This is a genomic window from Streptomyces sp. IBSBF 2435, assembly GCF_036815005.1.
Taxonomy (GTDB): Bacteria; Actinomycetota; Actinomycetes; order Streptomycetales; family Streptomycetaceae; genus Actinacidiphila.
This window is the reverse complement of sequence record NZ_JAJSYW010000135.1, coordinates 1-18979: the sequence shown is the minus strand read 5'-3', so window position 1 is coordinate 18979 and position 18979 is coordinate 1. Positions and strand designations below refer to the sequence as shown.

Sequence of the window (18979 nt, the reverse complement as noted above, 5' to 3'; positions counted from 1 at the left end):
GCCGCCGCCCCCGCCGCCGCCGCTCCGAAGGCCGCCGCTCCGAAGGCCGCCGCCGAGGTCTCCCCGCTGCGCGGCCAGACCGTCAAGATGACCCGGATGCGCAAGGTCATCGGCGACAACATGATGAAGGCCCTGCACTCGCAGGCGCAGCTCACCACCGTCGTCGAGGTGGACGTCACCCGCGTCATGCGGCTGCGCGCCCAGGCCAAGGAGGCCTTCGCGGCGCGCGAGGGCGTCAAGCTCTCGCCGATGCCGTTCTACGTCAAGGCCGCCGCGCAGGCCCTCAAGGCGCACCCGGTGATCAACGCCAGGATCAACGCGGACGAGGGCACGATCACCTACTTCGACTCCGAGAACATCGGGATCGCGGTGGACTCCGAGAAGGGTCTGATGACCCCGGTCATCAAGGGTGCCGGCGACCTGAACATCGCCGGTATCGCCAAGAAGACCGCGGAGCTGGCGGCCAACGTCCGGGCCAGCAAGATCACCCCCGACGACCTGGCCGGTGCGACCTTCACCATCAGCAACACCGGGTCGCGCGGCGCGCTGTTCGACACCGTCATCGTGCCGCCGAACCAGGCCGCCATCCTGGGCATCGGCGCCACCGTCAAGCGCCCGGCGGTCGTGGAGACCCCGGAGGGCACGGTCATCGGCGTCCGGGACATGACCTTCCTGGCACTGTCCTACGACCACCGGCTGGTGGACGGCGCCGACGCCGCCCGCTACCTGACGGCGGTCAAGGAGATCCTGGAGGCGGGCGAGTTCGAGGTCGAGCTCGGCCTGTAGCCACCCCGCACCAGCGCTGTACGGCAGTCCTGCGCCCCCGCCCCGGCACACCCGGGACGGGGGCGCAGCCGCGTACCGGCGGCGGCCGGGCAGGGGTCAGGTGGCGCTCCGGTGGGAGGCACGGTTGCTTCTTCGCCGTATCGTCTAAGTCACGCAACACGTGAAGGAGCGCGCATCATGACCTCTGCCGCCGTCCCGCACCTGGTCGTGCACAGCCTCCGTGAACAGATCCGCGAGCACATCCTGGAGGGGATCGTCAGCGGGCGCTGGAAGCCGGGCGAGCGGATCGTGGAGCGCAGGATCGCGGTGGAGCTCCAGGTCAGCCAGACTCCTGTGCGGGAGGCGCTGCGGGAGCTGGAGACGCTGCGGCTGATCGAGTCCGCGCCGAACAAGGGCGTACGGGTGCGGGGGCTGACCGCGGCCGACCTCAAGGAGAGCTATCCGGTACGGGCCGGGCTCGAACAGGTCGCGGCCGAGCTGGCCGCGCCGCGGCTCGCCGCCGACCCCGCCGCCCTCGAACGCGAGGTCGCCGCCCTGCGGCTGGCCGACGCGGCACTCGACGGCGAGGCCCAGGTGCGGCACACGGTGGCCTTCCACCACGAGCTGGTCCGCGCGGCGGACAACGCGGTGCTGCTGCACGCATGGGAGTCGCTGGGCATCGAGGTCTGGACGACGCTGTCCATCCGCTGGCTCAGCCCGGCGCCGCGCGCGTACGCCGCGGAGCACCAGGACATAGTCGACGCCTTCGCGCGTCGCGACCCCCGCATCTGCGACTTGATCAAGTCCCACGTCCTGAGCTGCGCGCCCCAGGTCTGACGTCCTGCGCCGCCTCTCCCGCAAGAGGGCGCCCCATCCCGGGGCGCGGGGATTGTGCGGCTCCCCTTCGGCAGGGCGGTGCCCGCCAGGGGGCACCGGGACTGCGCAAGCAACCCACCACCGGCCGGTGGTCCGGATGCGACGGCGACAGCCCCTTTCGCCCGGTGACGACCCGCGCGCGGGAGGTGGGCCGGCCGCGCAGTCCCCCGCGCCCCGGGTAGGGCGCCGCCCTACCCAGCAAGCAGCCCGGCCCCGCGCCCGGCGGAAGGGCGCCCCCTGCGGCAGCAGAACCCCCGGCCCGCGGGAGCGGGGTGGCGGAACCGCCGCGCCCGGGGGAAGGAGGCCCTGCGAATCGAAGATGAGCAGGGCGCGGCACTGCGTGCCCAAAAGGCTGGCACCCCGTGCCGACTTAGATTCCACCCCTAAGACCCATTGATCGATCATCGATCGCAGGCGTATCGTCGATGCCGGAGGGCGAGCCCTGTCTGCCGACTAAAAAACTCGCACTCATCACCTCCCTCCGCTCGGAAGGCGGCACCCCATGCCTGACGCCGTAGGCCGTACCCGGCCGAGTCAGCTCGATCAGATCCCGGACCGCGACCCGGAGGAGACCGCCGAGTGGCTCGCGTCACTGGACGCGGTCACCACGGCCGCCGGCCCGCACCGGGCCGCGTATCTGATGCGCAGGACCCTCGAAAGCGCCGGCGCGAGCGAGAACGGCGTCGCCCTGCCTTCGCTGCTGGAGACCGAGTACATCAACACCATCCCGACCTCCGCCGAGCCCGCCTACCCGGGCGACGAGGCGATGGAGGCCAGGATCACCGCCTGGAACCGCTGGAATGCCGCGGCCATGGTCACCCGTGGCAGCAAGCTCGGGCTCGGCGGCCACATCGCCACCTTCGCGTCGGCGGCCTGGCTGTACGAGACCGGCTTCCAGCACTTCTTCCGCGGCAAGGAGGGCAGCGGGTCCGGCGACCAGCTGTACCTCCAGGGCCACGCCTCCCCCGGCATATACGCCCGCGCGTTCCTCGACGGCCGGCTGTCCGGCGGGCAGCTCGACCGGTTCCGGCAGGAGGCCGGCGGTGACGGCCTGCCGTCGTACCCGCATCCGCGGCGGCTGCCGTGGCTGTGGGAATTCCCCACCGTCTCGATGGGCCTCGGCCCGCTGTCCGCGATCTACCAGGCCCGCTTCAACCGCTACCTGGAGCACCGCGGCATCAAGGACACCTCCGACTCGCACGTGTGGGCCTTCCTCGGCGACGGCGAGATGGACGAGCCCGAGTCGACGGCCGCCCTGGCGCTGGCCGGGCGCGAGGGCCTGGACAACCTGACCTTCGTGATCAACTGCAACCTGCAGCGGCTCGACGGCCCGGTCCGCCCCAACTTCAAGATCGTGCAGGAGCTGGAGTCGCAGTTCCGCGCGGCCGGCTGGAATGTCATCAAGGCGCTGTGGGGCGCGGCCTGGGACGAGGTGCTGGCGCAGGACGCCGACGGCGCGCTGCTGCGGCGGCTGCGCGAGGTCCCCGACGCGCAGTTCCAGACGTACGCCACGCGGGACGCGGCCTACATCCGCGAGCACTTCTTCGGCGCGGACGCCTCGCTGCGTACGATCGCGGGCCGGCTCTCCGACGCCAAGCTGCTGGAGCTGTTCCAGACCTCGCGGGCCGGGCACGAGCCGCGCAAGGTCTACGCGGCCTACCGGGCCGCCGTGGACCACAAGGGCGCCCCCACGGTGGTGCTCGCGCAGACGGTCAAGGGGTACACGCTCGGCGCGGGCTTCGAGTCGCGCAACGCCAACCACCAGATGAAGAAGCTCACCGGCGCGCAGTTCCGTACGATGCGCGACCTGCTGGAGCTGCCGATCCCGGACAGCGCGCTGGACGCGGACGTCGTCCCGTACTGGCACCCGGGTGAGGACTCGCCCGAGGTGCGCTACCTGCACGAGCGGCGCGCGGCTCTCGGCGGTCCCGCCCCGGCCCGCAAGGTCGTCGCCAAACCGCTGCCGCTGCCGCCCGACAAGGCCTACCAGGCGCTGGAGAAGGGCTCGGGCAGCCAGGAGATCGCCACCACGATGGCGTTCGTGCGGCTGGTCAAGGACCTGATGCGGGAGAAGGAGACCGGCCGCCGCTGGGTGCCGATCGTCCCCGACGAGGCGCGCACCTTCGGCATGGAGTCGCTCTTCCCGTCCGCGGGCCTCTACTCGCCCAAGGGCCAGACGTACGACCCGGTCGACCGCGACCAACTGCTGTACTACAAGGAGGCGAAGGACGGCCAGATCCTCAACGAGGGGATCACCGAGGCCGGTTCGCTCGCCGACTTCACCGCCGCGGCCACCGCGTACGCCACCCACGGCGAACCGATGATCCCGTTCTACATCTTCTACTCGATGTTCGGCTTCCAGCGCACCGCCGACCAGTTCTGGGCGCTGGCCGACCAGTTGGGCCGCGGGTTCGTGATCGGCGCGACCGCGGGGCGCACCACGATGACCGGCGAGGGCCTCCAGCACGCGGACGGCCACTCGCATCTGATCGCCTCCACCAATCCGGCGGCGCTCTCCTACGACCCGGCGTTCGCGTATGAGGTCGGGGTCATCGTCCGCGAGGGCCTGCGGCGGATGTACGGCCCCGAGGCCGAGGACGTCTTCTACTACCTGACTGTCTACAACGAGCCGAAGGTGCAGCCCGCGATGCCGGCCGGCGTGGAGGAGGGCATCCTCAAGGGCCTCTACCGCTACCAGGCCGCCGCCGACCCGGCGCCCGCCGCCCCCCGGCTGCAACTGCTGGCCTCCGGCACCGCCATCCACTGGGCGCTGGACGCGCAGCGGCTTCTCGCCGAGGACTGGGGTGTGGCCGCCGACGTGTGGTCCGCGCCGTCCTGGACGGAACTGCGGCGCGACGCGCTGGAATGCGACGCGGCCCGGCTGCGCGGCGAGGAGCGTACGCCGTACGTGACGCGCGCGCTGGAGGGCGCGCCCGGTCCCGTGGTCGCCGTCAGCGACTGGATGCGCGCGGTGCCCGACCAGATCGCGCCGTGGGTCGAGCAGGACTGGACGTCGGTCGGCACGGACGGCTTCGGCCTGTCGGACACCCGTGACGCGGCCCGCAGGTACTTCGGGGTGGACCCGCAGTCGCTGACCGTCCAGGCGCTCGCGGCGCTCGCCCGGCGCGGCGAGATCGAGACGGCGAAGGTCAAGGAGGCGGCGGAGCGCTACGGGCTCTGAACACCGTTACGCGACCGGTAAGCGACCGGTACGGTGACGCCGTCACGGGTGTGGCCTGTGCCATCTCCCGTGGCGGCAGTCGGCGTTGGGGTGCACGAAGTACAAGGAAGCTGTGAAACCACGGAGTCGGCGAACCTACTGGCTCGAAAGGGATTGCGGGTCCTTACAGGTACCGGTTAAGTTCCCCCGGATGCCTGCCAACCCCAGCCCGCTGACGGCTCCCACCGCCGAGGATCTCCGCGCCTGGTACCGAGTGCAGTCCGCCGCGCTCGCGCACGACCGGCCGGGAGAGCCGGTGCCCTCGCAGGCCGCGGTGCGCGCCGGGCTGACCACCACCGGCAGCCGCCGGCGGGTGGTCCTGTGGCTGCTGCGCGGCTCGGGCGACGACCCGGTGGCGACGGCGGTGCTGCGGCTGCCCGGCGGCCCGGCCGGCGCCGACGGCGGTCCCGCCGAGATCCAGCTGACCGTCCACCCGGCGCACCGCAGGCTCGGTACGGGCTCCCGGCTGCTCGCCACCGTCACCGAGGCCGCGACCGCCGCGGGATGCGGCAGCCTGGCCGCGGAAGCGGTGTCCGGCACCCAGGGCGAGGGCTTCCTCGCGACCCGCGACTTCGTCCCCGTGCTGCGGCTGACCTGGCAGCGGCTGGCGCTCGACGACCTCCCCGGGCGGATCGGCAAGCTCCCCGACGTCCCCCACCCGGGCTACCGCCTGACCGCCTGGGAGGGCGCCGTCCCCGACACCCTCACCGACGGCTTCGTCGCCGCCCTGCGCGCCCTCCCGGCGCCGTCAGCGGCGGTGGCCGGCCTCGACGCGGGCGAGTCCCGCTGGGACCCGGCCACCGTCCACGAGACCGCGGAACTCGCCGCCCGGCGCGGCGACCGGCTGCTGAGCGTGGCGGCGCTGCACGACGACGGCGAGGTCGCCGGCTACACCACCGTGCTGCTGCCCGGCGACGGCGCCCGGCGCGCCCGCCAGTACGACACCGCGGTCGTCCCCGCCCACCGCGGCCACGGGCTCGGCCTGTGGATGAAGGCCGAGATGCTGCGCAGGCTGCCCGCCGCCCAGCCCGACCTCGCCGAGATCCACACCGGCGTCCCCGACGACAACCGCCACCTGCTCGCGATGAACACGGCCCTGGGCTTCCGACCGCTGCGCCGCACGGTCCGCTACCGGCTGCGGCTGCGCCGGCGCTGACCCGTGCGGTACGCCCGGGCGGCGGGTGTGCGTAACGACACGGACGCATCCGGCGGACAGGGCGTGCACCGGCACCCGGCAACCGGGAAGCTGTACGGGTGATGGACGAGACGCAGTTCTGGGAGATCGTCGACAGTACGCGCGAGGCGGCGGGCGGCGATCCGGAGGACCATGCCGACCTGCTCGTCGAGCGTCTTGCCCAGCTCGACCCCGAAGCGGTGATCGACTTCGCGCGGCACTTCGAGACCCGCTTCATCCGCGCCTTCCGCTGGGACCTGTGGGGAGCCGCCGACATCATGCTCGGCGGGGCGGACGAGGAGTCCTTCGACTACTTCCGCTGCTGGCTCATCGGCCAGGGCCGGCACGTCTTCGAGGGCGCGCTGCACTCCCCCGACGACCTCGCCTTCCTCGTCGCGGACTTCGACGCGGACGCGGACGGGGACGCGGAGGATCTCGGCTATGCCGCGGATGAGGCGTACGAGCAGCTGACCGCTGTCCGGCTCCCCGATCTCGACCTCCCCCGCCAGGACCGTCCCGAGGGCGAGCCCCTCGACTTCGACGAGGAGTCCGCGATGGCCGCGCGCTTCCCCCAACTCTGGTCCCGCTTCACCTGAACACCCTTCCCTCCGGGAGGACACCGAGATCCCGCGGTACCCCCCGCCCTGGGCCCCTCCGGCAGGGGGTACGCCTCCCCCGGACGCGGGGGTAGTGCGGCTCCCCCGCGGCAAAGGGATGCCCCCCAGGGGCGCGGGGAACTGCGCGCCCGGCCACGACGGTGGCGCGCTGTCCGCACGGCGGGACGTGCCCCGCAAGGAGGCGCCGGGGGTACCCCGGGCGAAGTCCTGGGGGCGGAACTGCGCGAGCAGCCCACCACCGGCCGGCGGTCCGGATGCGACAGCAACAGCCCCTTCCGGCCGGTGGCGACGTGCAGCTTGTCGACGGCCGGTCGCGCAGCTCCCCGCGCCCCTGGGGCGGTGCGGTCCGTTCGCACGTGACGGTGGGCGGTGGGCGGTGGGTTGCGCGCGCAGCTCCCCGCGCCCCTTCGGGCCTGCGGCCCCGCCGCACACGACGGTCGCGGTCAGCCGGCCGAACAGTTCTGCGCGCCCCCGGAGGTGCACCCCCTGCCGCAGAGGGCATCCTCTTCCAAGCACGCGCCCCGAGGGCAATCCGCTCGGCCGGTAGGAACGGCGCGCCCCGAGGGCGAGTGGCGCGGGGGCCGGGGAACCCGGGGAGAGGGAAGATGGCGGTATGCGTATTGCCGTCACCGGCGCATCCGGTCTGATCGGATCCGCACTGACCACCGCCCTGGCCGCCGACGGCCACGACATCCTCCGCCTCGTGCGGCGCGCCCCGAAATCCGAGGCCGAGGTCCGCTGGGACCCTCAGCGCCGCGCGCTGGACCCCGACGCCCTGACCGGCTGCCAGGCGGTCATCCACCTGGCCGGCGCCGGCGTGGGGGACCGCCGCTGGACCGACGAACGTAAAAAAGTGCTGTACGACAGCCGTGTGCTCGGCACCGCGACCATCGCCGCGGCGGTCGCGGCCATGGACACGCCGCCCGGCGTCCTGCTGTGCGGCACCGCGATCGGCTTCTACGGGGACACCGGCGACCGCTGGGTGGACGAGGACAGCCCGCCCGGCACCGGCTTCCTGGCGGATCTGGTCCAGGACTGGGAAGCCGCGGCGGAACCGGCCGCGGCGGCCGGCGTCCGTACCGCCTTCGCCCGTACGGGACTGGTCGTCGCCAAGGACGGCGGCGCGTGGGGCCGGCTCTTCCCGCTGTTCAAGGCGGGGCTCGGCGGCCGGCTCGGCAACGGCAGGCAGTTCTGGAGCTTCATCGCGATGCACGACGAGATCGCGGCGCTGCGGCACGTCCTGGACACCCCGGCGCTGTCGGGCCCGGTCAATCTGACCGCCCCCGAGCCGCTGACCAACCGCGAGGTCACCGCGGCGATGGGCCGCGTCCTGCACCGGCCGACGCTCGCCGCCGTACCGGCGCCCGCGCTGCGCCTCGCGCTGGGCGAGTTCGCCGGGGATGTGCTGGGCAGTCAGCGGGTGCGGCCCAAGCGGCTGATGGAATCCGGCTTCGTCTACGCCTTCCCGGAGATCGACCAAGCCATCGGCGCGGCGCTGGGGTCGTGATGAGGCCACGGTCCGGATAAGGCCGGATCAGGCCTATTGCGCCCGCATCAGTTGCCTTTGATGAGGGCATGACCCCTACCAGCGTGCTGCGCCACGCCTCCGCGCGTGCCGCGGGCCGCTGCCACGCGCGGGGGAGACGACCCGACCCCGGGGAGGAGAATCGTGCCTTCACCAGCACGCCGTCACACCACGGCAACACCGGTGGACGTCATCGTGATCGGAGCCGGGCCCGCCGGCCTGGCGGCGGCGCACCATCTGCTCGGCGCAGGGCTGACGGTGACCGTACTGGAGGCGGCGGAACGCGTCGGCGGCCGGACGGCCACCGACGACGTCGCCGGTTTCCGGCTGGACCGCAGACCGCAGCTGCTCAACATGTCCTATCCCGAGCTGCACCGCACCCCGGGGCTTCGCGGGCTGCCGCTGGCCCCGCTCGCCCCCGGCGCGCTGGTACGGGCCGGGGGCCGCGGCTACCGGGTCGGGGACCAGCGGGGCGCGCAGGCGGCGTTCGGCTCCGCGCTGGACCGGGCACGGCTCGCCACCACGCTGAACCGGCTCGCGGGCACCCCGGACGAACGGCTGGCCGCCCGGCCGGAGACGACGGCCGCGCGGGCGCTGAGCGGGCGCGGCTTCGCGCCACGCACCGTCGACGGCTTCCTGCGGCCACTGCTGGCCGCGCTGCTGTGCGACCCGGAGCTGCAGACGTCCAGCCGGGCCGCCGACCTGGTGCTGCGCGGTTTCGCCCGCGGGCGCGCCTGCCTGCCCGTCGGGGGCGCGGCCGGCCTGCCGGAACGGCTCGCCGCGGCCCTTCCGCCGGGCACGGTGCGGCTGGGTACGCCCGCGGAGCGGGTGGCGGTCAGCAGCGTGCGGATCGCGGACGGCACCGAGCTGCCGTGCCGGTCCGTACTGGTGGCGACCGGGGCGCGGGCGGCGGCGCACCTGCTGCCGGGGCTGCGGGTGCCGTCCTTCCACCAGGTCACCGTCTTCCACCACACCGCGCCGGTCGCACCGCTGCGCGAACCGGTGCTGGTGCTGGACGGCGACCGGCTCGGCCCCGTCTCGCACACGCTGCCGGCCGGCGCGGTCGATCCGAGCCGTACGCCGGCCGGACGGCCGCTCATCACCTCCGTGGTGCTGGGGCCGCCGCCAGACGGCGACTCCGACAAGTCGGTGCGGGCGCATCTGGCGGAGCTGTACGACGCGTGCACGGACGAGTGGGAACTCCTCGGGATCCACACCGACCCCGAGGCGGTCCCGGCGATGCCCGCCCCGCACGACCTGCGCCGCCCCGTCCGGGTGCTGCACGGCCTCTACGTCTGCGGCTCCCACCGCGCCACCAGCACCCTCCAGGGCACCCTGCACTCCGCCCGCCGCGCGGCGGCCACCCTCCTCCAGGACACCGCCCGGCTGCCTTCCGCGCAGGAGGCGGCGGCGTAGGCCCCGCGGCCGTTCCCCGGGCCGGGGAGATCCACGCGCGGGCCTGCGGCGTACGCACGCCGCAGGCCCCGGGTCACAGGGGGAAGCCGGCCGCCTCCGCCCGGACGTGGAAGGCGCGGGCGGCGGAGGTGTCGCGGTAGGGGTCGAGGCGGCGGGCGAAGTCGCGGGCGTATTCCGCGGCCCGGACGGACCGCATGTCCGCGGCCTGCCTGACGACCTCGGCCCCGAGGGCGCAGGCGGCGTCGAGGTCGCCGAGGGAGAGCCGGGCCGAGGCGAGGACGGCCCGGCAGAACAGCCGGCTGCGCGCGTACCCGGGTGCGCGCAGTTGCAGCGACCGCTCGGCCTGCTGGGCCGCCGCCCGGTGCTGCTGGAGGTCCCGGTGGCAGTGCCCGAACTCGTCGGCGAGCTGCGCCTCGTCGAAGAAGCGTGCCCAGGACGGCAGTTCGTCCCCCGGGCGGGCCGCCCCGAAGGCGCGTTCGGCCCGGACGAGCGCCGCCGTGCACGCGCGCGAGTCGCCGAGCACACCGTGCCCGCGGGCCTCGGCCGCGTACGTCAGGGCCTGTACGGCGCCCGGCGCACCTGTGCCGATGCCCTGCTGCGCGACCCGCGCCAGCTGTACCGCCTCGCGCCCGTGGCCGAGGTGGACCGCCTGGCGGCTCATCGTGACCAGCACGTATCCGCCGTAGATCCGGTCGCCCGCCGCCTGGGTGAGCCGCAGCGCCTGGACGAAGTAGCGCTGCGCGAGCCCGTGCGCGCCGATGTCGTAGGACGTCCAGCCGGCCAGCCGGGTGAGGTCGGCGACGGACGCGAAGAGCCGGCGGCCCTGCGTCTCGCCGTAGCCGCCGCGCAGCATCGGCTCGGCCTCGTGTTCGAGGTAGCGGATGAGGGCCTGGCGGGCGTGCCCGCCGCCGTAGGCGTGGTCGAGGGTGCGGAAGAGGTCGCCGACCGCCCGCAGCGCCGCGATGTCACCGGCGCCGACCCGGCCGGCGGAATTCGGCGCGGCGGGGCGTAAGTCCTGGGCGGCCCGCGGCATGCCCCGGTTCTGCGCGGGCACCCGCTCCGCCGCCTTGCGGACGACCGTGTCGTCCGCCGAGCCGATCAGCCAGTCCCTGCTGGGCACGACAAGGCCCGCCGGGCTGAACGCGATCTTGCGCAGTTCCGCCTGGCTCCCGGTGTCCTTGCGCCACAGCCCGCTGACGATGTCGACCGCCTCGCCCGCGGTGGCGGCGTATTCGAGCCCCGCGTAGACCGGCGCGCACGCGTCGAGGCCGAGGTCCTGCGCGGACAGCCGGCGGCCGAGCCGCTGTGTGAAGACCTCGGCGATCAGCGCCGGGGAGGTGCCGCGCGGCTGCTGGCCGCGCAGCCAGCGGGTCACCGACGTCTTGTCGTAGCGCAGGTCGAGCCCGTGCTCCTGGCCGAGCCGGTCGACCCGGCGGGCGAGTCCTGCGTGCGAGAAGCCGGCTTCGGCGATGAGCGCGGCGAGCCGGGTGTTGCGGCGGTGCGGGCGGTCGGCCCCGGCGGTCCCGGTGGGGTCGCCGAGCTGCGCGGGGTCGGGGCCGCGGTCCCCCTGGGGGTCCTGGGCGCTGTCCCGCTGGGGGTCGGGGGCGCTGTCCCGTGGTTCGTGGCCGCCGTCCGGCAGGTCCTGGTTGCCGTCCTGCGGGTCGTGGTCGTCGTCCCGCGCTTCCTGGTGGTCGGGCGGGTACTGCGGCGGCTGTCCTGCGCCGCGTCCTGGCCGGGCGGCCGGGCCGGTGGGGGGTCCGTTCGGGGTTCGGTGCGTGGCACGGTCCGTCATCGGCGGTGCGGCCCACTTCCTCTGCAGGGTCTTCAGATCGGCGTGAATGTAACGGTCAGAGCTGCTCAGCTCACCGCAAGAGCCGCATATTCGTCCGATTGAGCGACAGTGACCCCCATTGCCGGGTAAGCCGCCCGCACCGGTACGAACCGTTGTGCTATGGCGCCGCCCGGCGCGGGACAGGGGGCGGCGCCGCCGTACAGTGGCAAGGGCGCGTATCAGCACAGCAGAGGAGTCGTCGTGAGTGAGCTGCAGTTCGTTCACCTGGGGTTCGGGGCTGACGCCGTGGAGTACGGGAAGGCGTGGCAGCGGCAGCGCACCGTGCACGCGGCCCGTTTCGCCGATGAGATCCCGGACACCTGCCTGCTGCTCGAACACCCGGCCGTCTACACGGCGGGACGGCGTACGGCCGACAGCGAGCGCCCGCTCGACGGCACTCCGGTGGTGGATGTGGACCGCGGCGGCAAGATCACCTGGCACGGTCCCGGCCAGCTGGTGGGCTACCCGATCCTGAAGCTGCCGCGCCCGGTCGACGTCGTGGCCCATGTGCGGCGGCTGGAGGACGCGCTGATCCTGACGGCTGCGGAGTTCGGCCTGGAGACCAGCCGGGTGGAGGGGCGCTCCGGGGTGTGGGTGCTGGGCGATCCGACCGAGCAGCGCCTGGGCGGCCTGACCCTGGACTTCGACCCGCGGCTGACCGACGACGAGTTCGACCCGCGGCTGAACGGCCCGGAGTACGCCCCCTCCAACGCCGGGCAGCGCCGCGAGGACCGCAAGCTCGCGGCGATCGGCATCCGGGTCGCGAAGGGCGTGACGATGCACGGCTTCGCGCTGAACTGCAACCCCGACACCACCTCGTACGACCGGATCGTGCCGTGCGGGATCAGGGACGCGGGCGTCACCTCGCTGTCGGAGGAGCTGGGCCGGGACATCGGCGTCACCGAGGTGCTGCCCGTCGTGGAGAAGCACCTCGCCGCCGTGCTGGCCGGGGCCGAACCGCTCCCCCGGGCTGTCTAGGAATTCCGGGGCGTACCCTGGCGTTCACCGTAGAATCTAAGCCGTAGGCACAATCTCAGCTTTAGGGAGCCGGTCGTGTCCGCAGTCGCACCCGACGGACGCAAGATGCTGCGCCTGGAGGTCCGCAACAGCCAGACCCCCATCGAGCGCAAGCCCGAGTGGATCAAGACCCGGGCGAGAATGGGTCCCGAGTACACGCAGATGCAAAAGCTCGTCAAGAGCGAGGGCCTGCACACGGTGTGCCAGGAGGCCGGCTGTCCCAACATCTACGAGTGCTGGGAGGACCGCGAGGCGACCTTCCTCATCGGCGGCGACCAGTGCACCCGGCGTTGCGACTTCTGCCAGATCGACACCGGCAAGCCGCAGGCACTGGACCGCGACGAGCCGCGCCGGGTCGGCGAGTCCGTCGTCACCATGGACCTGAACTACGCCACCATCACCGGTGTCGCGCGTGACGACCTGGAGGACGGCGGCGCCTGGCTGTACGCCGAGACCGTCCGGCAGATCCACGCCATGACCGCCGGACGGGCCGCCGGACGCACCAAGGTCGAGCTGCTGATCCCCGACTTCAACGCGGAGCCCGCGCAGCTCGCCGAGGTCTTCGGCGCCCGCCCCGAGGTGCTGGCACACAACGTCGAGACGGTGCCGCGGATCTTCAAGCGGATCCGCCCCGGCTTCCGCTACGAGCGCTCTCTTGAGGTCATCACCCGCGCGCGGGAGGCGGGCCTGGTCACCAAGTCCAACCTGATCCTGGGCATGGGCGAGGAGCGCGAGGAGATCAGCCAGGCGCTCCAGGACCTGCACGACGCGGGCTGCGAGCTGATCACCATCACGCAGTATCTGCGGCCCTCGGTGCGGCACCACCCGGTGGAGCGGTGGGTGAAGCCGGCCGAGTTCGTGGAGCTGAAGGAGGAGGCCGAGGAGATCGGCTACGCGGGCGTGATGTCCGGGCCGCTGGTCCGCTCCTCCTACCGTGCCGGACGGCTGTTCCAGCAGGCCGTCGACCGCCGCGAGCAGCTGGGTGCGGCCCGGGCGGTGTGAGGCCCCGCCCCGGTGGGTACGGGCGGCGGGGCGCGGGCATCGTGTGAATCGCCTCACCCGGCCGTACGGGGCTGGCGGAAGAGTGACCTGGCAGGGCGGGGTGCGGGCGGCCCCGAGGCTTTCATGTGAGATTGACCGAGTGGTCACCGGCTGGTAACACGTTGTGGCGAGGCTTGTTTCACAGCACACACTTCCGGTTCGTCTCGTTGCCTTTGCGCCCATTGCCTTGAGGGGGACGCCATGCCGTCCGAGTCGGTCCACACCCGCCCGTCTCTCCAGTTGCCCACGCACACCCCGGTCGCCGGGGCGCTGCGAGCTGTCGAATCGTTTCTGCTCCGTGGCGGCCAGCAGACAGCCCGGCGTAACGCCTGGGCGTCGGTCGTCGCGGACCGCCAGCGCGCGAAGGACCGCCGGGAGGCGGAGTACGAGATGGCCGCGCTGCTGACGGGCGCGCGCGGGGACGCCGTACGGGACTGAAGTCTTCACCGGGGGCCGCCGCGAGGGGTGCGCGGGCCGCGGCGGCGTGATGTGAGCGGGCGGCCGGTGTGACGCAGGTGAGCGGGAGCCGCCGTACGGGCGGTGCCGCGTGACGGGCGAGCGGGCGGCCACGTATCCTTTGCCGCATGGCGAGGAAGGAAACATCCGAGAACCCTGGGCGACTCGCACAGATCGCTCAGACCTACAAGATGACCAGGCAGGCCGACTCCAAAATCGGGCTTGTCATTGCGGCTGTGGGAATCGTCACCTTCGGTGTCATCCTCGCCCTCGGCTTCTTGATCGACCACCCCATCTGGGCCGGGATCCTGGGATTCCTGCTGGCCTTCCTCGCGATGGCGGTGGTCTTCGGCCGCCGCGCCGAGCGGGCCGCCTTCGGGCAGCTGGAGGGCAAGCCGGGTGCGGCTGCCGCCGTGCTGCAGAACGTCGGCCGCGGCTGGACGGTGACGCCGGCGGTGGGCATGAACAAGAGCCAGGACGTCGTCCACCGGGCCGTCGGCAAGGCCGGTGTCGTCCTGGTCGGCGAGGGCAACCCCAACCGGGTCAAGGCCCTGCTGGCGAACGAGAAGAAGAAGGTCGCCCGGGTCGTCTACGACGTGCCGGTGCACGACTTCATCGTCGGCAACGGTGAGGGGGAGCTGCCGCTCAAGAAGCTGCGCGCCACCTTGCTGCGGCTGCCGCGCACCCTGACCGGCCCCAAGACCACCGAGGTCAACGACCGCCTCAAGGCGCTCGGGGACCTGATGTCGAACATGCCGATCCCGAAGGGGCCCATGCCGAAGGGCATGCGGATGCCCAAGGGCCGCTGAGCGGTCCGCCTTGAGGGCGCCCCCGCGCGGGGGCGCCCTTTTCGCTGTGCGCTTCCTGGCTGTGCGCTTCGCTCTGTGCTTCCGGCTCTGTGCTTCCCGGCTCTGGGCTCGCGTGGCCGCCCGCGGTCAGATACGGACCTGGACGGCCTTCACGGCCCGGTCGTGCAGGCCGCGCGTGTCGCGGTCCCAGACGACGGCCGGGACGACGAGTACCAGCAGCAGCGTACGGAGGGCCGCGCCGAGCGGGCTGAGCCGGCCGCCGCCAACGTGCACGACCCGCAGCCGCATGATGAGCTTGCCCGGCGTACTGCCGACGAGCCCGAGGGCGATCACGCTCACCACGGCGAACACGACCAGCGCCCAGTTGTTCGCCAGTTGGAGATCACGGTGCGCGATCAGACCGTATGCGATCAACACGCTCAGAGCCCAGTCGATGAACAGTGCGGCGAGCCGCCTGCCGACCGGTGCGACGGATCCGGGACCGTTCTCGGGCAGTCCGAGCCGCTCGCCGCGGTACCCGAAGTCCGCGCCCATCTTCTCGGCGGCCGCGCGGGGCCCCGACAGCCACGATCCGATTACTTCCCTGTTGTCCACCTGTCCACGGTAACCCCCGTACGGCCCAGCCCCACCAGGTGGGGACCACTCCGGCGGCGTCGCGGTTAACGTCCAAGAAACAATTGGGTCATGCTGGAGAAATCCCTGATCCCTATGGTCAGGGCAGTGTGCGCCACCGCACCGGCCGCACCTCGATCGCCAACCCGGCCCGCGGGGCCGGGCCTAGGAGGAGTTGGATGTTCCAGAACGCCGACGACGTCAACAAGTTCATCTCGGACGAGGGCGTCAAGTTCGTCGACGTCCGCTTCTGTGACCTGCCCGGTGTGATGCAGCACTTCACGGTCCCGGTCTCGTCGTTCGACCCGACCGAGGAACTCGCCTTCGACGGCTCGTCCATCCGCGGCTTCCAGGCCATCCACGAGTCGGACATGGCGCTGCGCGCCGACCTCTCCACGGCCCGCGTCGACCCGTTCCGCAAGGACAAGACCCTCAACATCAACTTCTTCATCCACGACCCGATCACCGGCGAGCAGTACAGCCGTGACCCGCGGAACGTGGCGAAGAAGGCCGAGGCGTACCTCAAGTCCACCGGCATCGCGGACACCGCGTACTTCGGTCCCGAGGCGGAGTTCTACGTCTTCGACAACGTGCGCTTCCAGACCTCCGCGAACGAGTCGTTCTACCACATCGACTCCGAGGCCGGCGCCTGGAACACCGGGTCCCTGGAGAACAACCGCGGCTACAAGGTCCGCTACAAGGGCGGTTACTTCCCGGCCCCGCCGGTCGACCACTTCGCCGACCTGCGCGCCGAGATCAGCCTCGAACTCGAAGCGGCCGGCCTCCAGGTCGAGCGCCAGCACCACGAGGTCGGCACCGCGGGCCAGGCCGAGATCAACTACAAGTTCAACACGCTGCTGGCCGCCGCCGACGACCTGATGCTCTTCAAGTACATCGTGAAGAACGTCGCCTGGCGCAACGGCAAGACCGCGACCTTCATGCCCAAGCCGATCTTCGGCGACAACGGCTCCGGCATGCACGTCCACCAGTCACTCTGGCAGGGCGGCACCCCGCTCTTCTACGACGAGCAGGGTTACGCGGGCCTGTCCGACACCGCCCGCTACTACATCGGCGGCATCCTCAGGCACGCCCCCTCCCTGCTGGCCTTCACCAACCCGACGGTGAACTCCTACCACCGCCTGGTCCCCGGCTTCGAGGCCCCGGTCAACCTCGTCTACTCGCAGCGCAACCGCTCGGCCGCGATGCGCATCCCGATCACGGGTTCCAACCCGAAGGCCAAGCGCGTCGAATTCCGCGCCCCCGACCCGTCCTCGAACCCCTACCTGGCCTTCTCCGCGCTCCTCCTGGCGGGCCTGGACGGCGTCAAGAACAAGATCGAGCCGGCCGAGCCGATCGACAAGGACCTCTACGAGCTGGCCCCCGAGGAGCACGCGAGCGTCCCCCAGGTCCCGACCTCCCTCCCGGCCGTCCTCACCGCCCTGGAGGACGACAACGAATACCTCCAGGCCGGCGGCGTCTTCACCGCCGACCTGATCGACACCTGGATCGATTTCAAGCGCACCAACGAAATCGCCCCGATCCAACTCCGCCCGCACCCGCACGAGTTCGAGCTGTACTTCGACATCTAGGCCGCAGCCCGCTGCTGCAACGGGCGCACTCCCCCGAGATGTTCACGGCGAAGGCCGTCGACCCCCGCCGCCAAGGCCCGGTCGACGGCCTTCGCCGCGTGGTCGCGCCTCGGTGGCGTCGGCGACGCGGACCCGTGCCCCGTGCCCGGCTCCGGCCCGATCCCGCAGCTCCTTCGACCGGCTGGTCGAGGCGGCCGACGAGGTGCACCGGGGCGTGACGCTACCCCGGTAGGCCCCGCCGGGCTACGGCGTGCCCGGGAGCATGGGGCGCATGAAGGTGCGGTCGTAGCGGAGGACGCAGCCGCTCTCGTCGCGGATGCGGTCGGCCGCGATGAAGTCGGGGTCGTGGCCGAAGCGGGTGCGGTACTGCTCGTACGCCGCCAGGCTCGGGAAGGTGAAGAGGGCGAGGGCCTTGTCGCTGGCGCCCTCCGAGGGCAGGAAGTAGCCGTGGTGGGTGCCGCCGTGCTGGTCGACCAGTTCCATCCAGCGGCGGCCGAAGCGTTCGAACGCCTCGATCCGGGTCGGGTCGATCACATACTCGACCACACAGGTAATCATGCCTCCGAGGCTAGCCGGGGCGCCGGAGTGGGCGGGACGACGCAAACGGGGGAAAGGGGGCAGACTGGGGGGATGCCGGAGCTGCCCGAGGTCGAGTCGTTGGAGCGGTTTCTCGCCGACCGGGTGGTCGGCGGGACCGTGGAGCGGGTGTACGCGCGGGCTGTCCACGCGCTCAAGACGTACGACCCGCCCGTCACCGCCCTGGAGGGGCTGGCCTTCGACGACGTGCGGCGGTACGGGAAGTTCCTGGCGATGCGGGCGGGGGACGTGTGGCTGGTGATGCATCTGGCCAGGGCCGGCTGGGTGCGGTGGCAGGACGAGCTGCCGGAGGGGCCGCCCAAGGGCGGGAAGGGGCCGCTGGCACTGCGGGTACGGCTGGCGGGCGGGGCAGGCTTCGACGTGACGGAGGCCGGGACCCAGAAGCATCTGGCCGTCTACGTCGTACGCGACCCGCAGGACGTCCCCGGGATCGCCCGGCTCGGACCCGACCCACTGGACGCGGGCTTCACGCCGGAGGTCTTCGCGGCGCTGCTGGACGGTGAGCGGCGGCAGATCAAAGGGGTGCTGCGCGACCAGAGCGTCATCGCGGGCATCGGCAACGCCTACTCCGACGAGATCCTGCACGCCGCGAAGATGTCGCCCTTCAAGCTGGCCGCGACCCTGACGCCGGAGGAGACGGCACGGCTGTACGAGGTCATCGGTACGACGCTGGCCGACGCCGTCCAGCGGTCGCGGGGGCTGCCGCTGCGCGATCTCAAGGCGGAGAAGAAGAGCGGGCTGCGGGTGCACGGCCGCACCGGCCAGCCGTGTCCGGTCTGCGGGGACACCGTACGCGAGGTGTCGTACCGCGACTCGTCGCTGCAGTACTGCCCGACCTGCCAGACCGGCGGCAGGCCGCTGGCCGACCGCCGGATGTCCCGGCTGCTCAAATAGCCGCCGCAGCCGCACCGCTTCCACCACGCCGGTACGGACCAGGCGAGCCGTGGCCCGCAGGTCAGGCGCGGTCGATGTGGACGCTCGTGGACTTCACCCGGGCGACGGCCTCGGCGCCGACTTCGAGGCCGAGCTCCTCGACGGCCTCCCGGGTGACCAGGGACACCAGCCGGTGCGGGCCGGCCTGGATCTCGACCTGGGCGGCGACGTCGCCGAGCGTGACGGCGGTCACGATGCCCGGGAAGGCGTTGCGCACCGAGGTGCGCGAGGTGTCGGCGTCGCCCGTGTCGCCCGCATGGGCGATCTCGACGGAGAAGGCGGCCAGGTCGCGCCCGTCGATCAGGCGGCGGCCCGCGTCGTCGCGGTGGGTGGCGACCCGGCCGGCGTCGGCCCAGCGGCGGGCGGTGTCCGGGCTGACGCCGAGCAGGCGGGCGGCCTGTCCGATGGTGTACGACTGCATCCGCCCAGCCTAGAGCGGCGGGAGCCGCGGCGGACGCATCAGGGGGTACGGATCCGGCGCCACCCGCCCACCCCCGTCGC

17 protein-coding genes are annotated in these 18979 nt (G+C 72.5%); 13 read left to right on the top strand and 4 right to left on the bottom strand.

All coding sequences use genetic code 11. From position 1 onward, the window contains the following. From V7E46_RS23545 to V7E46_RS23515, 7 genes are all read left to right on the top strand, one after another. A partial coding sequence (locus tag V7E46_RS23545) for a 2-oxo acid dehydrogenase subunit E2 (protein ID WP_333770281.1) occupies nucleotides 1-786 on the top strand: 786 nt, incomplete at its 5' end. A gap of 177 nt (nucleotides 787-963) precedes the next feature. Further along, the gene (locus V7E46_RS23540; RefSeq protein WP_333770280.1) at nucleotides 964-1602 is read left to right on the top strand and encodes a GntR family transcriptional regulator; all 639 of its coding nucleotides are present in this window, start codon (nucleotides 964-966) and stop codon (nucleotides 1600-1602) included. A 541-nt stretch (nucleotides 1603-2143) separates the two neighbouring features. Further along, entirely contained in the window at nucleotides 2144-4822 is a 2679-nt protein-coding gene (gene aceE, locus V7E46_RS23535; protein ID WP_333770279.1) for a pyruvate dehydrogenase (acetyl-transferring), homodimeric type, read from the top strand. Between the two features lie 190 nt (nucleotides 4823-5012). Next, nucleotides 5013-6017 (top strand): GNAT family N-acetyltransferase, encoded by a 1005-nt coding sequence (locus V7E46_RS23530; RefSeq protein WP_333770278.1) that lies wholly within the window; start codon nucleotides 5013-5015, stop codon nucleotides 6015-6017. A 101-nt stretch (nucleotides 6018-6118) separates the two neighbouring features. Then, the gene (locus V7E46_RS23525) at nucleotides 6119-6631 is read left to right on the top strand and encodes a DUF4240 domain-containing protein (protein ID WP_333770277.1); all 513 of its coding nucleotides are present in this window, start codon (nucleotides 6119-6121) and stop codon (nucleotides 6629-6631) included. Nucleotides 6632-7265: 634 nt separating this feature from the next. After that, complete coding sequence (locus tag V7E46_RS23520; RefSeq protein ID WP_333770276.1) at nucleotides 7266-8159, top strand: TIGR01777 family oxidoreductase; 894 nt, start codon at nucleotides 7266-7268, stop codon at nucleotides 8157-8159. A 162-nt stretch (nucleotides 8160-8321) separates the two neighbouring features. After that, a complete protein-coding gene (locus V7E46_RS23515; RefSeq protein ID WP_333770275.1) occupies nucleotides 8322-9593 on the top strand; it encodes an NAD(P)/FAD-dependent oxidoreductase in 1272 nt (423 codons plus the stop codon). 73 nt (nucleotides 9594-9666) lie between these two features. Here V7E46_RS23515 and V7E46_RS23510 read toward each other — a convergent pair whose 3' ends face one another. Beyond that, entirely contained in the window at nucleotides 9667-11385 is a 1719-nt protein-coding gene (locus V7E46_RS23510; RefSeq protein WP_333770274.1) for a regulator, read from the bottom strand. Between the two features lie 240 nt (nucleotides 11386-11625). Between V7E46_RS23510 and lipB the strand changes: the two genes are divergently transcribed. The 4 genes from lipB to V7E46_RS23490 all read left to right on the top strand — a co-directional run bounded on the left by lipB (nucleotide 11626) and on the right by V7E46_RS23490 (nucleotide 14747). Continuing rightward, nucleotides 11626-12402 carry a lipoyl(octanoyl) transferase LipB gene (gene lipB / locus V7E46_RS23505; RefSeq protein WP_333770273.1) on the top strand — a complete coding sequence of 259 codons (777 nt, stop codon included), beginning with the start codon at nucleotides 11626-11628 and terminating at the stop codon, nucleotides 12400-12402. Nucleotides 12403-12477: 75 nt separating this feature from the next. Next, entirely contained in the window at nucleotides 12478-13443 is a 966-nt protein-coding gene (gene lipA / locus V7E46_RS23500) for a lipoyl synthase (protein WP_333770272.1), read from the top strand. Nucleotides 13444-13683: 240 nt separating this feature from the next. Further along, entirely contained in the window at nucleotides 13684-13920 is a 237-nt protein-coding gene (locus V7E46_RS23495; RefSeq protein WP_333770271.1) for a hypothetical protein, read from the top strand. A 146-nt stretch (nucleotides 13921-14066) separates the two neighbouring features. Then, entirely contained in the window at nucleotides 14067-14747 is a 681-nt protein-coding gene (locus V7E46_RS23490; protein WP_329179617.1) for a DUF4191 domain-containing protein, read from the top strand. 126 nt (nucleotides 14748-14873) lie between these two features. Here V7E46_RS23490 and V7E46_RS23485 read toward each other — a convergent pair whose 3' ends face one another. Beyond that, the gene (locus V7E46_RS23485; protein ID WP_333770270.1) at nucleotides 14874-15341 is read right to left on the bottom strand and encodes an RDD family protein; all 468 of its coding nucleotides are present in this window, start codon (nucleotides 15339-15341) and stop codon (nucleotides 14874-14876) included. Between the two features lie 197 nt (nucleotides 15342-15538). Between V7E46_RS23485 and glnA the strand changes: the two genes are divergently transcribed. Next, a complete protein-coding gene (gene glnA / locus V7E46_RS23480; RefSeq protein WP_333770269.1) occupies nucleotides 15539-16948 on the top strand; it encodes a type I glutamate--ammonia ligase in 1410 nt (469 codons plus the stop codon). A gap of 243 nt (nucleotides 16949-17191) precedes the next feature. Here glnA and V7E46_RS23475 read toward each other — a convergent pair whose 3' ends face one another. Beyond that, nucleotides 17192-17506, bottom strand: coding sequence for an NIPSNAP family protein (locus tag V7E46_RS23475; RefSeq protein ID WP_329179595.1), 315 nt, complete (start codon nucleotides 17504-17506; stop codon nucleotides 17192-17194). A gap of 72 nt (nucleotides 17507-17578) precedes the next feature. Between V7E46_RS23475 and V7E46_RS23470 the strand changes: the two genes are divergently transcribed. After that, a complete protein-coding gene (locus V7E46_RS23470) occupies nucleotides 17579-18439 on the top strand; it encodes an Fpg/Nei family DNA glycosylase (RefSeq protein WP_333770268.1) in 861 nt (286 codons plus the stop codon). A gap of 61 nt (nucleotides 18440-18500) precedes the next feature. Here the strand turns inward: V7E46_RS23470 and V7E46_RS23465 are convergent, their stop codons facing one another. Beyond that, the gene (locus V7E46_RS23465; RefSeq protein WP_333770267.1) at nucleotides 18501-18899 is read right to left on the bottom strand and encodes a TOBE domain-containing protein; all 399 of its coding nucleotides are present in this window, start codon (nucleotides 18897-18899) and stop codon (nucleotides 18501-18503) included. Nucleotides 18900-18979 lie beyond the last annotated feature (80 nt).

Excerpts from the sequence above, each read along its gene's own strand:
- V7E46_RS23540 (WP_333770280.1), top strand. The coding sequence starts at position 964 with ATGACCTCTGCCGCCGTCCCGCACCTGGTCGTGCACAGCCTCCGTGAA.
- aceE (WP_333770279.1), top strand. The coding sequence starts at position 2,144 with ATGCCTGACGCCGTAGGCCGTACCCGGCCGAGTCAGCTCGATCAGATC.
- V7E46_RS23530 (WP_333770278.1), top strand. The coding sequence starts at position 5,013 with ATGCCTGCCAACCCCAGCCCGCTGACGGCTCCCACCGCCGAGGATCTC.
- V7E46_RS23525 (WP_333770277.1), top strand. The coding sequence starts at position 6,119 with ATGGACGAGACGCAGTTCTGGGAGATCGTCGACAGTACGCGCGAGGCG.
- V7E46_RS23520 (WP_333770276.1), top strand. The coding sequence starts at position 7,266 with ATGCGTATTGCCGTCACCGGCGCATCCGGTCTGATCGGATCCGCACTG.
- V7E46_RS23510 (WP_333770274.1), bottom strand. The coding sequence starts at position 11,385 with ATGACGGACCGTGCCACGCACCGAACCCCGAACGGACCCCCCACCGGC.
- V7E46_RS23495 (WP_333770271.1), top strand. The coding sequence starts at position 13,684 with ATGCCGTCCGAGTCGGTCCACACCCGCCCGTCTCTCCAGTTGCCCACG.
- V7E46_RS23490 (WP_329179617.1), top strand. The coding sequence starts at position 14,067 with ATGGCGAGGAAGGAAACATCCGAGAACCCTGGGCGACTCGCACAGATC.
- glnA (WP_333770269.1), top strand. The coding sequence starts at position 15,539 with ATGTTCCAGAACGCCGACGACGTCAACAAGTTCATCTCGGACGAGGGC.
- V7E46_RS23475 (WP_329179595.1), bottom strand. The coding sequence starts at position 17,506 with ATGATTACCTGTGTGGTCGAGTATGTGATCGACCCGACCCGGATCGAG.
- V7E46_RS23470 (WP_333770268.1), top strand. The coding sequence starts at position 17,579 with ATGCCGGAGCTGCCCGAGGTCGAGTCGTTGGAGCGGTTTCTCGCCGAC.
- V7E46_RS23465 (WP_333770267.1), bottom strand. The coding sequence starts at position 18,899 with ATGCAGTCGTACACCATCGGACAGGCCGCCCGCCTGCTCGGCGTCAGC.